Origin of the sequence: Rummeliibacillus sp. SL167, assembly GCF_007896505.1 — a bacterium.
Classification (GTDB): Bacteria; Bacillota; Bacilli; order Bacillales_A; family Planococcaceae; genus Rummeliibacillus; species Rummeliibacillus suwonensis.
In genome coordinates this window covers 527,412-542,532 of the sequence record NZ_VCBM01000001.1, presented here as the reverse complement: position 1 = coordinate 542,532, position 15,121 = coordinate 527,412, and the positions used below count along the sequence as shown (strand labels likewise).

The window sequence follows — 15,121 nt, the reverse complement described above, 5'->3', positions numbered from 1 at the left end:
CTCATATGAAATAACAGAGGATAACTCAGATTGACTTAACCAATATGTCAATCTGAGTTAGATCGTTCTTTGCCTTGTGTAAATTTGATTTTATCTTGAAAACATGAAAGGAGAATCTTATGGTTTACCCATCTTTTTTCCCATATGGTAACTCCTCATTTCAAAGAGGTTTTAATCCGTATGGAATGCAACAAATGATGCGACCTATGCCTGTTCCACCTACTAGAGCCGTTGGGAATTTTGGCGGACCACCACAAGCTATACCTAGAGCTATCAATAATGCTTCTCAAAATTTTGCAAGAGGTGGCGGAGGTGGTGGGAATTTTGCAAGTATGGCGGGAGCTGCTAGGAACTTTGCCGGCGGAGCCGCAAGGGCTGCTGATTCAGCGGGGAATTTTGCTGGGGCTGCCGAAGCAACTGGAGCTGCAGCTGCGGTTGGAGGAGCCGGTGCGCTGGGGGGCTTTGCCAAAATAGAACAATACTTAAATACAGCTGATCAATTATTCAATACTGCTCAGAAATTTACGCCTATGGTCAAACAAATCTCGCCTATGTTCCAAAATCTTCCTGCCCTTTATAGACTTTACAAAGGTTTCCGATCTATTCCTAACGCTAATGGACCAACAAATGCGGCCGGACCTGCACAAAATGGCAATACACCACAAAGAAGACCAATGAGGTTTAGGTTTGGTGGAAATGGAGCTCCACCTCCAACTCCACAACCAGAAACGCAAGCACAAACATATACACCAAGAACACGTCCATCCACACCGCGTATATTCCAACCTCCATTTGATGCTTAAACTCTAACTTTGTATTCAAATCCTGAGTCCGTTATAATAGACGTAGCGAGCATTGAAAGGAGTTCGAATCATGCAAGTCATTAAAATTACACCAAGGGGATATTGTTATGGCGTGGTTGATGCCATGGTCATCGCACGCAATGCAGCTCTTGATAAAACATTACCAAGACCGATATATATACTCGGAATGATTGTTCATAATAAACACGTCACGGATGCATTCGAACAAGATGGAATTATTACTTTAGATGGACCAAACCGACTTGCGATTTTAGAACAAGTTGAACAAGGAACTGTTATTTTTACGGCACATGGCGTGTCGCCAGAAGTACGTGAATTGGCACGTAAAAAAGGACTAATTGCTATTGATGCAACATGCCCAGACGTCACCGTTACGCATAAACTAATCAAAGAAAAATCCGCTCAAGGTTATGAAATTATTTATATTGGTAAGAAAGGACACCCTGAACCAGAAGGTGCTATCGGTGTCGCTCCAGGCCACGTGCATTTAGTGCAAAATTTAAAGGATGTGGAACAATTAAATCTACAAACAAATAAGATCCTCGTGACAAACCAAACGACGATGAGTCAATGGGATGTGGCGGATTTAATGGAATGTTTAAAAGAAAAATACCCATATATTGAGATTCATAAAGAAATCTGTTTAGCGACTCAAGTTCGACAAGAAGCTGTCGCGAAACAGGCAGGTGAGGCTGACCTATTACTGGTCGTTGGAGATCCGAGAAGCAACAATTCAAATCGTTTAACGCAAGTTTCTGAAGAAATTGCTCATACACACTCTTATCGGATTGCGGATTTATCAGAACTTAAACTCGAATGGCTGAATGGAATCGAAAAGGTAGGGGTTACTGCAGGCGCTTCTACACCAACACCGATTGTTAAAGAAGTGATTAAATTTTTAGAACAATATGATCCTAATGACCCTACAACACATGATTTAAGGAGAACCGTTACACTGAATAAAATTTTGCCTAAGATTAAACAACCTACGCCAGTTGAAAAAATCATGCCTTATAATCTAACTGAAAAATAAAGCAAAACTTCACACCGCGGGATTTTCTTCGTCTCCCACTCGTTCTCTGCTTTTAACTGGCGTTTTGTAGTGATTATTGTGTGTTCGTATTTTGCAATCTTTTTCAAGCATTAATCTTATATGAAAAGAGCGCCTAGCATCATTTTTAGAGTGATTAGACGCTCTTTCTTTTTATAAAAAGCTCCATTTTTTCTTAGGCTCATGTAGTTCAAAAAATTATATAAATTGGAAGGGCTCCGTTGAAATTTTAGAAGGAATAAACGTACAATCAAGTCCATATTCAGCGCAAAGTAGTGTCATTTTTTCGGCTACGCCTATTTTCATCACACTTTCTACATGATGACCTGGATCAACAATGTGTAATCCTATACTCTCTGCATCTTGTGCAATATGAAAATACATATCTCCAGTTACAAATACATCAGCCCCAGCACGTTTCGCAGCATAGATATATTTATTGCCATCACCACCAAGAACAGCTATTTTACTGACTTGCGTTGATAAATCACCAACAACACGAACTGTTGGTACATTCAATGATTTTTTTACATATTCAGCAAATTCTTGTAAAGTCATAGGATCGATGGTGCCGATTCTGCCTAATCCCATTTCTTTTGCAGGGGTTTCCAAGGCAAATAAATCGTATGCAGGTTCTTCATAAGGATGATGGTTTAGCATGGCGCGTAAGACTTTATTTTTGTTTGTTTCTGCGACGACAACTTCTATTTTGATTTCTGCTTCTGTATGTAATTTCCCAACTTCACCTACAAAAGGTTGTGCTCCATTTAACGCTCTAAATCTTCCCTCTCCTGAAATGGTATAACTACATGAATCATAATCCCCTATTTTTCCGGCACCAGCCCCCGCCATTGCCTGACGTAATTGTTCAGCATAATTTTCAGGAACATAAACAGCTAGCTTATACATTTTTTCTGTAAATGTAGGTACTAGCACTTTGCAATTTTTCAATTGTAGTGCTTCTGCCAAAAGATCATTTACTCCTCCGTCAGCAACATCTAAATTTGTATGTGCTGCATATACCGCAACATCATTTTTAATACATTTTTCAAATAATTGGCCTTTTGGATTATCTGTACGTAGGTTGGCAAGTTTTCGGAAAATAGGTGGATGATGAGCAATGATTAGTTGACAATTGTTGTCGATGGCTTCATTAACTACCTCTTCGTTGACATCCAATGTCACCAATACTTTTGAAACAGGCTTGTTTAGAGTTCCGATTGCTAAGCCAATAGGATCACCATCCATTGCTGCAATTTTTTTGGGAGACCATGATTCAAAAATTTGTATAATTTCTTGCCCATTTGTTTTCTTCATCATTGTAAAATCTCCTTTACCATTTTAATACGCTGTTCTAATAATTTCTGTTTTTCAATGATTTCTTCTGATTGGTCGGCTTTTTCAAGTGCTTTTAAAATAGTTTGCCATTGTTCGATTTCATGGTTCCATTTTTCTTTAAACACATCATTTTGTTGTTGCATCAATACTGGGCCCAATAGCAATGCTTCAGCTGATAAGAGCTGTCTCCCAGGTTCAAGTACTAATATTTCATAAATTTTCCCGTCTTCTTTTAAAATGGATTCGTCGATAATCTTCCAATTACGTTGAACTGCCCATTCCCGAATAGCAATTGCATGTATATTAGGCTGAAGGATTAACCGCTTTACGCCCGTCAATCGCTTCACATCTTTTTCTAAAATAGATGCTATTAAGGGGCCTCCCATTCCTGCAATTGTAATAACAGTTATATGGTCTTCTTGCTCGATGGCTTGTAGTCCATCCGCTAGACGTACTGTAATTTGGTTTTGTAAGCCTTCTTGTTTTACTTCGTGGCATGCTGATTCATATGGACCTTTTACAACTTCGCCTGCAATCACCTTTGTAGCAATATGATTTAAAACCAAATAACATGGTAAATAGGCATGATCACTACCTATATCAGCTACTATTGTATTTTCAGGCACAAATGAAGCCACTTTTTCAAGGCGTTTAGATAATTTTTGAGCATTCATATTCGACTTCTCCTTTCTTGTTGTATTGTATCGAAAATAATCACTTTTTGTATCAGGCATGTTGATGATCCAATTTGATCCATGAAAATAGGGAGATTTGTTGATTGCAGCGAAGACTTGCACGACTCATGCGGGCGAATGCTGTGGGCAACAGGATGTTGGTCACGGAATCGTTGCCACAGGACGCGGCACACTACAATTCCGTTCCTTCAATCGCTACGCTTGCTGGGGCTCATCTATTCGCTTTTCCCGCGGGACATTGAATTTTCTTCCTTGAATCACACCGCATGAAGGAAATGCTTACATTTTCGAGGACTTGAGCAAGCCGCAGCGAAGATCGTTATAAATGGTTCTAAGAATACAGAGCTTTTCAAAAATTACGTCAAACAGACACGCCTAATTTTTGTCAAATCAACACGCGTGTTTTTGTATAGAAAAGTGATAGATCGAGGTTGGATAACTCATCTCTGTTTTCACATAAAAACCCTTATCCTTTTGAGATAAGGGTTTGGAGAAATATATTAGAATTAATTATTTTAATTCAGAGATATATTTTGCCATTGCATCAAGTTCTGCACCTGAAACTAAACCTGCAGGCATACCAGTGCCTTTACCGTTAGTTAGGATTTTTTTGACATCAGCTTCTTTTAAGCCAGTACCATGTAAACTTGGACCTACTTGACCTTTAAGGTCTCCACCGTGACAAGATGAACATTTTGCTTGAGCAATAGCTTTTGGATCAACATCCCCTGATGCAGCGCCATCTTCAGCTTTTTGTTCAGTTTTCGCTTTGTCTCCGCTTTTAGCAATATCGGCCTTATTATCTGCTCCTTCAATAGACATGAAGAAGATTAAACCTAAACCGAAAGCCATGATTAAAAGATACGGAATGATAGGATTTTTTTTCATTAATTACCCTCCTCATAAGTTCAATCTATTTCTATAAATAGAATCAGTCAACACTTTATATTGTACTTCATAACTGCTGAAACGAAAAGGCTTTCTGTATAAGTTTTCGTTCGTTTGTGACAAATTTGACACAATCGACACATTAGCACACCATTGGCTTTACTATACCATTTTGCCTATTTCAGAAGTACCTTCACCAATTTCTAACAGCTTCACATCTCTTTGCTAACGTTTGATTTCAAGTTGTCTAAGACGCAACTGTTCTACTCAATTTTTCGTTATAATGACAAAACGAACATATCAAAACTTGTCATATCTTAAGTTTCTTCAAAAGGCGGCTCATTATTCCCAATTCGCTTAATTGTGTTAAAATTTCTTCTAAAAATTGTTTTATATGATCTTTTTCTTATTTCTAGTGTAACAACTTTTCTCACGAATATTCTTATCATATTCTGTCATATTTCTGTTCATCGATCTAATCAGTTTCGACTTCACGACTTTCTCATCGGATTTACGAAATTGATTTATTTAAATATCATGTAAAAAATAATGATAATCAATCCAACAATTCCCGAAATTTTAAAATAAATAAGATGTAATAATTTACCCACCCACAACCATAAAATACAATTACCAATCAGCACACTATACAGCATGAAAGAATGTCCGCCTAAAAAGAGATTCACTATTTTAATGGAGACACCAAAAATGAGTAACGCGGTTGTCGCATAAGTAAAAGTTGTCATCACTGTTTTATTGGGCTTAAATTTAAAAAGGAATAATATGAGCGCAATAATAATACTAATACTCAAAACAATTGGGATAAAAACAAAAGGTGCTTTTAACCAAAACAATGCGGTCAATAAGGAAATAGTTCCAACTAAGCCCAAAACTATCTTCCAATGATTTTTCCTCGAATTTTCTGCTAATAAAGACCTTTTAGCATTTACTTCGATTTGAGAGGAATTCTTTACTTCTTGTCCCTCTGAATATAATGTCGTTAAAAAATCACAATATTGTTCCGGTAATAATTTATTTTTCTTCCAAAATGCGATTTCGTTAAGGATTACTTCTTTCTTTTGACTGTTCACGTAAATGCCCCCAGCTCTAGAAACCATTTCATCCATAATTTTACCTTATTCAATTAAAAAAAGGCACCCCTTTTTAGAGTGCCCTTTTTACTATTCTAGAAAATCCTTTAGACGTTTACTTCTTGATGGATGGCGCAATTTTCTTAGTGCTTTTGCTTCTATTTGCCGAATACGCTCTCTTGTTACACCAAAGACCTTCCCCACTTCTTCAAGTGTCCGAGTACGGCCATCATCTAAGCCAAAACGTAAGCGTAAAACATTCTCTTCCCGATCCGTTAACGTATCTAAAACATCTTCTAATTGTTCTTTTAAAAGCTCATATGCTGCATGTTCAGAAGGTGATTGAGCTTCAGAATCTTCGATAAAGTCCCCTAAATGTGAATCGTCTTCTTCCCCAATTGGGGTTTCTAATGATACTGGTTCTTGGGCAATCTTTAAAATTTCACGAACTTTTTCTGGCGTTAAATCCATTTCTTCACCAATTTCTTCCGGTGTCGGTTCACGGCCTAAGTCTTGAAGTAATTGACGTTGAACCCGAATCAGCTTGTTGATCGTTTCTACCATGTGCACTGGAATACGAATCGTACGCGCCTGGTCAGCTATCGCACGCGTAATGGCCTGACGAATCCACCAAGTAGCATATGTTGAGAATTTGAAACCTTTTCGGTAATCGAATTTTTCAACCGCTTTGATCAATCCCATATTTCCTTCTTGAATAAGGTCAAGAAATAGCATACCACGGCCAACATATCGTTTTGCAATACTGACAACAAGTCGTAAATTCGCTTCTGCTAGCCGTTTGCGTGCTTCATCGTCTCCTTGTTCTATGCGTTCAGCAAGTGCAATTTCTTGCTCCGCACTCAGCAAATCGACACGGCCAATTTCTTTCAGATACATACGAACTGGGTCATTTATCTTAACGCCTGGTGGAACACTTAAATCATTCAAGTCAAACGTTTCTTCATGGTCCTTGCCTTTGAGAAGTCGATCTAAATTTTCTTCATCGCCATCTTTACCACCTAATTCTATACCTTTAGATTCAAGTTTTTCGATGAATTCTTCTACTTGATCAGCTTCCATTTCATAAGTTTGTAACTTGTCTGCAATTTCTGCATATGTTAATTCGCCATTTTTCTTACCCAAATCTAGTAAGAATTTTTTTGTTTCTTCTAAAGTATGCTCATGTTCTGTTTCTTTTACTTTTTTTTCATCAGTTAAACGTTTAGACTTGTCCGCCACAGGTGTTTCCTCCTTCTACCCTTCACTATCACACTACACTTTTGATAGTGAATTCCTTAAATCAATGACTTCCTTTGAAAGCTGCAAAGCACTTCTTAAATCGTGCATTTTTTCTGCTTCTTTAATTGCATGATTTTTATCTTGTATAAGTTGTTTAATCCTGAATTTCTTTATTTGTTTTAAACAGTCAGAGATCTCCTCTTCCATATGATCAGGATCCCGCTCCACAAGAGCAGCTTCCATTATGATTTTGCGTAGCTCTCTATCACCGATGACTTCAGCAAAACGCTGGTAATCCGCTTTTTGATGTTCTTCATAAAAGCCAATTAGGTGAATATAGATTGCTATATAATTATCCCTCACAAAGGGATTTTCATCCTCTTCTTGGCGAATTCTATCTACAACGTCAATGTTATGTAACATATGTGCTAAGAGCAGTCTTTCGGCACGATCAGTCGCTGTGATTTTTTCTTTTGGAAGAGGTAATTGTTCAGTTATTGGTTGCGCTTGTTGCTCAAATCGTTTAGAATCTTTTACAACCTGTGCATCCTTTTGACGTAACTGAATCTGTAATGTTTCTTCGGAAATGTTTGTATCCATTGAAATCTGTTTGAGATATAATTCTTTTTCAATAGGAGAAATTCCTTTAACTAAAAAACTCAAAGCTTCATCCACATATTGCAATATGTCGTTTTGATACTGAAAATTTTTATTGCGTCTTGCATACATCAACATAAATGCAACATAACTTTGAGGTTCACTGATTACTTTTTCTTTAAAAGCTTCTGGACCAAATTGCTGTATATATTCATCTGGGTCTAAACCTGTAGGAAGCACTGCAACTTCAACATTTAATCCTTCTGCATGTAACATTTCCGCAGCTTTTTTTGCAGCTTCCCAACCCGCTTTATCGCCATCATAGCAAACAATTATATGATTGGTTAGACGTTTTAACTTGGTCATGTGTTGCATAGTCAACGCTGTCCCCATCGATGCAACACCATTAAATACATCTGCCCTTTTTGCAGAGAGCACATCCATAAAACCTTCAAATAGAACAACTTTACGTTCTTTTCGTATAATAGGTCTTGCTTGATCCAAGTTATATAAGACTTGTCCTTTATGGAAAATGGGGGATTCTGGACTATTTAAATACTTAGCATCTTCTCCACCACTGTCAAGAATACGACCAGAGAACGCAATAATATTGCTTTGCTCATCACGAATTGGAAACATAACGCGACCCCTGAAACGGTCAAAATAGCCAGAACCGTCCTCTCGTTTTATAATTAATCCGCTCTGTTCCATTTCATCTAAACGAAAGCCCTTTCGTGTTAAAAGCTGAGTTAAAGAATCCCAATGGGGTAAAGAATAGCCTATCCCATTTATTTCGATTTCTTCTTTTGTAAAACCTCTTTGTTGCAAATACTCAAGCCCTTTTTCGCCTTCTTCAGTATTTAAAAGTAAATGCTGAAAATATTCAGCAGCGAATGTATGGGCATCTTTCATACGCCCTTCTTCTGGAGAAATAAGATGCGTATGCTGATTTGGTGTTGATGACACATCGACATGAATACCGACGCGTTCACCAAGCTTGGCTGTCGCCTCTTGGAAAGAGATGTTCTCAATGTCCATTAAAAATGTGATAGCACTGCCTCCAGCACCACAACCAAAGCAATGGAATATTTGTTTGTCTGTGGATACAGAAAAAGAAGGGGTTTGTTCACCATGAAATGGGCACAAGCCGAAATAGTTTCTGCCTCTTTTTGTCAACTGAACATATTCACCAACAATATCCACAATATCTGTTTGGGAACGTATTTGTTCAATAATCTCTTCAGGTATTTTTTGCACTATTCCATCACCATCTTTTTTGCTCATAACTGAATTCGAGATAATTATCAAAAAGTCCTTCATTTTTCGACAAAAAAATTTAATCGAAGTTAGTATGAACTAAACACTTGTAATTATTTTTACCACAATTTTTTATTATAAAACATTACGTCTAAAAATTCTATTACTTTTTTAACATTTTTAATCAAAATAAACTTTGAACGATTACTTTCCACCTATAGATGAAAAAGTTTCCACACAGAAAAAAACCTCCCCAAGAAGGAGGATACATAGTCAATCATGATTGGCTAGTTGAATACGATGAATAATATCATTAGCGGTTTCTTCAACAGCTTTGTTTGTCACATCAATCACTTGGCACCCTATTCGATTGACTACATTTTGAAAATGCGTAATTTCTTCGTTAATCCGCTCAAGTTTTGCATAATTTGCACCATCATTTAGACCTAAAGCAAGTAGACGTTCTTTGCGTATGCTATTTAGTTTTTCAGGAGATATAATAAGTCCAAAACATTTTGCTGGATCCACTAAAAATAATTCTTCAGGTGGCTCTACTTCAGGAACGAGTGGTACATTCGCTACTTTATAACGTTTATGGGCTAAAAACTGCGATAATGGCGTTTTAGAAGTACGGGAAACTCCTATTAATACAATATCGGCTTTTAGTAAACCTCTTGGATCACGACCATCATCGTATTTTACTGCAAATTCGATCGCCTCTATTTTTTTGAAATAATCATCATCTAATTTGCGAACCAACCCAGGTGCTTCCAAAGGTTCAACCTGTAGAGTGTTTCCTAGGATTGTCATGATTGGCCCCATCAAATCAACATTTGGAATATTATTTTCAAGGCATATATGTCGCAAAAAGTCTCTCATTACTTCTTTTACTAAAGTAAAAACAATGATCGCATCCTGCTCTAATGCAAGATGGACAATCTCGGTCAATTGTTCTTTACTTTCTATATGGGGAAAGCGCTGAATCTTTGTATCCTGCATACCAGGTCTAAATTGACTAATAGCTGCTTTTGTTACCAAATCACCGGTTTCTCCCACAGAATCTGAAATGATAAAAACAGTTAAGTTATTCATGAAAGCATCACCTCACAAATCATGATTTTCAGCAAGCGACAAAAACGCTCGTGTAATATTTGTTTTTGTCAAACGACCTATGACCTCTAAGCCATCTGGATGTTCGATTACGACAGGTAATGCATCTATTTGCCTTTCGATAAGCTTATGTGCTGCCTGAATTAAACCATCTGATTTAAAACAATACGCAATATTTGGCATCCTCGTCATGATTATATGTACGGGAATATGATTTAAGTCTTGACTACCTATACTTGTTCGAAGTAAATCTTTTCTTGAAAGCACACCAGTCAAATAAGAACTATGGTCTACAACAAATAATGTACCCACGTCTTCTAAAAACATTTGACAAATGGCATCATATACAGAAACATTCTCAGAAACTACTACCGGAATCGATTGAAAGTCTTTCACCTTCATATTCGTCATGCTATCGACAACAGCTTGGTTTGTTTTTTTACCAGAGTAAAAATAACCAACACGCGGTCTAGCATCCAAAAAACCTGCCATTGTTAAAATGGCTAAATCTGGTCTAAGTGTCGCTCTAGTCAGTGAAAGACGCTCAGCTATCTGTTCCCCAGTAATAGGGCCATTTTCCTTAACAATTTCTAAGATCTCTTCCTGACGTTTGTTGAGTTCTATTGGACTCACCGCCTCAAAAAATGTTATACTCAATGCCTAATTATTATATACTATTTCCGATTATATTGCGAAGAAAAGAATCACATGTTACAATTGTGTTCGATTGTAGAGTAAAACTTCACACAGTAGGATTTTCTTCATCTCCCACTGTATGGTTAGTCGAACCATCAGGTTTTCATAAGCAGCAATCCCCCACATGTAAGTCTTAAAGTTGGGGTCTATATTACCCGTTAGTACGGGGAAATAAGCAATGAACGGTCTATAAGTATGATTTCAACTTACTAAAGCGAGTAGAGATGGTGAAAGTCTACAAGAAATCAGAAAAAGGCAACCGGGAGCTAAACTTTTGAAAGAGGGTTACTTTTTGAGTAGCCAATCGGGGTGGAACCGCGGGTCTATACGCACTCGTCCCCGGGTACAATTTGTGCCCGGAGACGGGTGCTTTAATATTTGGAGGGATATCTAATGGCAAAAACAATGGAAAGTATCGTAAGCTTGGCTAAACATCGTGGCTTTGTTTTTCCTGGTTCTGAAATCTATGGAGGTTTAGCCAATACTTGGGACTATGGTCCACTCGGTGTCGAATTGAAGAATAATGTCAAAAAAGCATGGTGGAAAAAATTTGTGCAAGAATCACCCTATAATGTTGGACTTGACGCAGCTATCTTGATGAATCCAAAAACTTGGGTAGCTTCTGGTCATGTTGGTAACTTTAATGATCCAATGATTGACTGTAAACAATGTAAGGCTCGTCATCGCGCTGACAAACTAATCGAAGAAGCAGCACTTGCAAAAGGGGAAGAAATCATCGTCGATGGTATGCCTTTTGACAAAATGGCTGAAGTGATGAAAACATACGACGTTCACTGTCCAGACTGTGGTGTACAAGATTTCACTGAAATTCGTCAATTCAACCTTATGTTTAAAACATTCCAAGGTGTGACTGAAGATTCTACAAATGAACTCTTCCTACGCCCTGAAACAGCACAAGGTATCTTCGTTAACTTTAAAAATGTACAGCGTTCTATGCGCAAACGTACACCATTTGGTATTGCACAAATTGGGAAATCATTCCGTAACGAAATCACACCTGGTAACTTTACATTCCGTACGCGTGAATTCGAACAAATGGAACTTGAATTCTTCTGTAAACCAGGTACGGAGTTGGAATGGCATGCATACTGGAAGGAATTTTGTAAAAACTTCCTATTGAATTTAGATGTAAAAGAGGATTCTATACGTCTCCGTGATCATGAGCAAGAGGAACTTTCCCACTACTCAAATGCTACAACAGATATCGAATTTAAATTTCCATTTGGCTGGGGAGAGTTATGGGGTGTTGCATCCCGTACAGATTTCGACTTAAAACGACATATGGAATATTCCGGTGAAGATTTCACCTACATCGATCCAATCTCAAACGAACGTTATGTACCCTATTGTATCGAACCATCACTTGGTGCCGATCGCGTAACCCTAGCATTCTTATGCGATGCATATGACGAAGAAGCATTAGAAGGCGGAGATTCTCGAACGGTTCTTCACTTACACCCTGCTCTTGCACCATTCAAAGCCGCCGTATTACCATTGTCTAAAAAATTATCTGAACAAGCTAATGATGTGTGGGCTGAATTACGCAAATCTTTCCCAGTAGATTATGATGAATCCCAATCTATAGGTAAACGCTACCGTCGACAAGATGAAATCGGTACACCATTCTGTATTACGTATGATTTTGATTCAGTTGAAGATGGTCAAGTAACCGTTCGTCATCGTGATTCCATGGAACAAGTACGTATGCCGATCGCTGATGTGAAAGCTTATATTGAAAAACATCTTGTATTTTAAAGCTTTTAATATCACCAAAAATTCATGAACTAATGAAAAAGAATCTGCTCATTCTATTTTTCAAAATGAGCAGATTTTTTATTTTCTTATAAATGCGGGATGAATGGACAGATTTATTAGTAAAAAGTAGTGCTGAATAGTGAATTTTAACTCCATTTAGATAGATTGGAGCGGAGAACGGCACCTCCTCGAAAATGTATGCACATATTTATGATATTAGTCAATAAAAAGAATTTTTACTAGATAGTATCGACTGCCCAATTGAGAAGTGTTATCATGAATGCGAAGAGATTATTCAAATTCATTGGAGTGGTTAAATGTCTTTAAATGAATTGCACCTTGGCGAGAAAGCAACCATCGTCAATTTATCATCATTAAATAGATACATTAAAAGAAGATTGTTAGATTTGGGAATTTTAGAGGGTGAAGAAGTTTTGCTAAAAAATCGTATGCCATTTCACGGTCCTTTCATGATTGAACATAATGGACAAATTTTAGGAATCCGCTATAGAGAAGCTTTGCAAATCGAGATAAAAACATCATGATGAATATTGCGTTAGTTGGGAACCCCAATACTGGGAAAACATCTTTGTTTAACTATCTAACAGGTTCTTATGAATATATCGGCAACTGGAGCGGAGTTACCGTTGAAAAGAAAGTTGGGACATTAAAAAATAGGCGAGATCATCTAATTGATCTGCCAGGAATTTATTCATTAAGTCCTTTATCTAAAGATGAAAGCGTTGTTTCAAGTTATTTTATTTCAGAAGATTTTAACGGCATTGTGAATATCGTTGACGCATCTCAGTTAGAACGTAACTTAATCTTAACCATTCAGCTTTTAGAATATGGAAAGCCCGTCGTCATTGGTTTAAATATGTCAGACGTAGCAAAACAGCGGGGCATTTTATTAGACGAAGAAAAACTTTCAGAAGCGTTACATACACCCGTCGTTTCAATTATCGCACGAACCGGGAAAGGCTGTAATGATTTGATGCGCTCTATTACATCTATCGGGACAAGACCGGCGGAGCAGCTGAGACTAGATTACGGTCTAGACATTGAAAACGGGATTGATCGATTATTATCTATTCTACCAATAGAAACGATTCAACACCTTTCCCCTAGGTGGCTAGCGCTGCAATTTTTTGAAGGAAATAAGATCATTGAAAATTATTTAGAAACACTTGTTCCAAAAAGACAATTGAACGAGCTCTATCAAGAAGTAGAAAAACAAGTAAAGAGCAATCATCGTGTGAAAGGGCTTTCTCAGTGGATTTATCAAGTAAGAAAGAATTATATTTTAGCTATTTTAGAGCAATCTGTTAAAAAAGAACAGACTCATCGAGCTAATCTAACGGATCGAATTGATGCCATTGTGACCAATCGATTTTTAGGAATGCCGATCTTTTTGTTATGCATGTTTTTAATGTTTAAACTAACATTTGACTGGCTTGGAACACCACTTTCAGATTTACTAGATCAATTTATATCTGGTTCGTTGACAGGATGGTTGAAGATATTACTAGAAGATCTTGGTACATCTAATTTTATTCAATCCTTAGTTTTAGATGGGATTGTTGCTGGTGTCGGCGGAGTGCTTGTCTTTGTGCCACAAATTTTCATCTTATTTTTCTTTATTTCATTCCTTGAAGATTCGGGCTATATGGCACGCGCTGCTCTTGTAATGGACAAACTGATGGAAGCTGTCGGTCTTAATGGGAAAGCTTTTATTCCAATGATCATTGGCTTCGGCTGTAATGTACCTGGTGTTATGGCAGCAAGAACGATTGAACAGCCGAAGGAACGTTTAATCACCATTCTGTTAACGCCATTAATGTCCTGTTCAGCTCGATTACCAGTTTATGCGCTATTTGTTGGTGCTTTTTTTGCTGGTCATCAAACCATTATTGTCTTTTCACTCTATGTTTTGGGTATTGCGCTAGCATTACTAATGGCTAAAATCTTTTCAAAGACATTGCTAAAGAGTGAAACATCTATCTTTGTTGTGGAACTACCTCCCTATCGCATTCCACAAGCAAAAACTTTGTTAAGAAGCACTTGGGATAAAGGAAAAGGCTTTCTCCGTAAAGCCGGTACATTTATCTTCGGTGGATCTGTCGCCATCTGGCTATTGTCCTATGCGGGCCCTGGAGGTTTGAATGTTGATATGGATAAAAGTTTCCTTGCAGCGATTGGCGGTGTACTTGCCCCCATACTTACACCACTCGGATTTGGCACATGGCAAGCTGGCGCCTCACTTCTAACTGGATTTTTGGCAAAAGAAGTGGTCGTTTCAAGTATGAATATTATTTATCACGCACCAAATACTGACAGCCTACAAGGATTATTGACACAAGCCTATACTCCTTTATCAGCCTTTTCTTTTATCGTTTTCATTTTATTGTATGTGCCTTGCTTAGCTACTGTTGGTACAATCAAAAAAGAAACGGGTTCAGCAAAATGGACCTTTTTTGCAGTTATTTACGCACTGATATTGGCCTATATTGTTTCGTTTATCCTTTATCAATGTGGAAAGCTCTTAGGATTCTAAAGGAA

At 37.6% G+C, this 15,121-nt stretch carries 14 protein-coding genes; 6 read left to right on the top strand and 8 right to left on the bottom strand.

Going from position 1 to position 15,121, the window contains the following annotated elements; all coding sequences use genetic code 11:
- Positions 1 to 119 precede the first annotated feature (119 nt).
- Both vrrA and FEZ13_RS02325 read left to right on the top strand, forming a co-directional pair.
- Positions 120 to 803: a VrrA/YqfQ family protein gene (gene vrrA / locus FEZ13_RS02330; protein WP_146551307.1), complete on the top strand. Its 684-nt coding sequence runs from the start codon at positions 120 to 122 to the stop codon at positions 801 to 803.
- Positions 804 to 873: 70 nt separating this feature from the next.
- Positions 874 to 1,857, top strand: a complete 984-nt coding sequence (locus tag FEZ13_RS02325; RefSeq protein WP_146551306.1) for a 4-hydroxy-3-methylbut-2-enyl diphosphate reductase — start codon at positions 874 to 876, stop codon at positions 1,855 to 1,857.
- 216 nt (positions 1,858 to 2,073) lie between these two features.
- On the opposite strand, the gene FEZ13_RS02320 is transcribed toward FEZ13_RS02325, so the two are convergent.
- The gene (locus FEZ13_RS02320; RefSeq protein WP_146552726.1) at positions 2,074 to 3,192 is read right to left on the bottom strand and encodes a Nif3-like dinuclear metal center hexameric protein; all 1,119 of its coding nucleotides are present in this window, start codon (positions 3,190 to 3,192) and stop codon (positions 2,074 to 2,076) included.
- Positions 3,192 to 3,887, bottom strand: a complete 696-nt coding sequence (locus FEZ13_RS02315) for a tRNA (adenine(22)-N(1))-methyltransferase (RefSeq protein ID WP_146551305.1) — start codon at positions 3,885 to 3,887, stop codon at positions 3,192 to 3,194. The genes FEZ13_RS02320 and FEZ13_RS02315 overlap by 1 nt, the downstream gene beginning before the upstream one ends.
- Positions 3,888 to 3,987: 100 nt before the next feature.
- Here FEZ13_RS02315 and FEZ13_RS19275 point away from each other — a divergent pair, with 100 nt between their 5' ends.
- On the top strand, positions 3,988 to 4,164 hold the full coding sequence (locus FEZ13_RS19275) for a hypothetical protein (RefSeq protein ID WP_186725732.1): 177 nt from the start codon (positions 3,988 to 3,990) through the stop codon (positions 4,162 to 4,164).
- A 254-nt stretch (positions 4,165 to 4,418) separates the two neighbouring features.
- Here FEZ13_RS19275 and cccA read toward each other — a convergent pair whose 3' ends face one another.
- From cccA to ccpN, 6 genes are all read right to left on the bottom strand, one after another.
- Positions 4,419 to 4,796 (bottom strand): cytochrome c550, encoded by a 378-nt coding sequence (cccA, locus tag FEZ13_RS02310; protein WP_146551304.1) that lies wholly within the window; start codon positions 4,794 to 4,796, stop codon positions 4,419 to 4,421.
- Positions 4,797 to 5,320: 524 nt separating this feature from the next.
- On the bottom strand, positions 5,321 to 5,887 hold the full coding sequence (locus FEZ13_RS02305) for a hypothetical protein (protein WP_146551303.1): 567 nt from the start codon (positions 5,885 to 5,887) through the stop codon (positions 5,321 to 5,323).
- Between the two features lie 90 nt (positions 5,888 to 5,977).
- Entirely contained in the window at positions 5,978 to 7,126 is a 1,149-nt protein-coding gene (gene rpoD / locus FEZ13_RS02300) for an RNA polymerase sigma factor RpoD (protein ID WP_146551302.1), read from the bottom strand.
- Positions 7,127 to 7,159: 33 nt separating this feature from the next.
- Positions 7,160 to 8,983, bottom strand: coding sequence for a DNA primase (gene dnaG / locus FEZ13_RS02295; RefSeq protein ID WP_146552725.1), 1,824 nt, complete (start codon positions 8,981 to 8,983; stop codon positions 7,160 to 7,162).
- 270 nt (positions 8,984 to 9,253) lie between these two features.
- Complete coding sequence (locus FEZ13_RS02290) at positions 9,254 to 10,072, bottom strand: pyruvate, water dikinase regulatory protein (protein WP_146548287.1); 819 nt, start codon at positions 10,070 to 10,072, stop codon at positions 9,254 to 9,256.
- Between the two features lie 12 nt (positions 10,073 to 10,084).
- The gene (ccpN, locus tag FEZ13_RS02285; RefSeq protein WP_146548286.1) at positions 10,085 to 10,723 is read right to left on the bottom strand and encodes a transcriptional regulator CcpN; all 639 of its coding nucleotides are present in this window, start codon (positions 10,721 to 10,723) and stop codon (positions 10,085 to 10,087) included.
- Between the two features lie 456 nt (positions 10,724 to 11,179).
- Here ccpN and FEZ13_RS02280 point away from each other — a divergent pair, with 456 nt between their 5' ends.
- The 3 genes from FEZ13_RS02280 to feoB all read left to right on the top strand — a co-directional run bounded on the left by FEZ13_RS02280 (position 11,180) and on the right by feoB (position 15,116).
- Positions 11,180 to 12,562 carry a glycine--tRNA ligase gene (locus tag FEZ13_RS02280; RefSeq protein WP_146551301.1) on the top strand — a complete coding sequence of 461 codons (1,383 nt, stop codon included), beginning with the start codon at positions 11,180 to 11,182 and terminating at the stop codon, positions 12,560 to 12,562.
- A 317-nt stretch (positions 12,563 to 12,879) separates the two neighbouring features.
- Positions 12,880 to 13,107, top strand: coding sequence for a FeoA family protein (locus FEZ13_RS02275; protein ID WP_146548284.1), 228 nt, complete (start codon positions 12,880 to 12,882; stop codon positions 13,105 to 13,107).
- A complete protein-coding gene (gene feoB, locus FEZ13_RS02270) occupies positions 13,107 to 15,116 on the top strand; it encodes a ferrous iron transport protein B (protein WP_146552724.1) in 2,010 nt (669 codons plus the stop codon). Before FEZ13_RS02275 ends, feoB begins: the two co-directional genes overlap by 1 nt.
- The last annotated feature ends 5 nt before the right edge of the window (positions 15,117 to 15,121 follow it).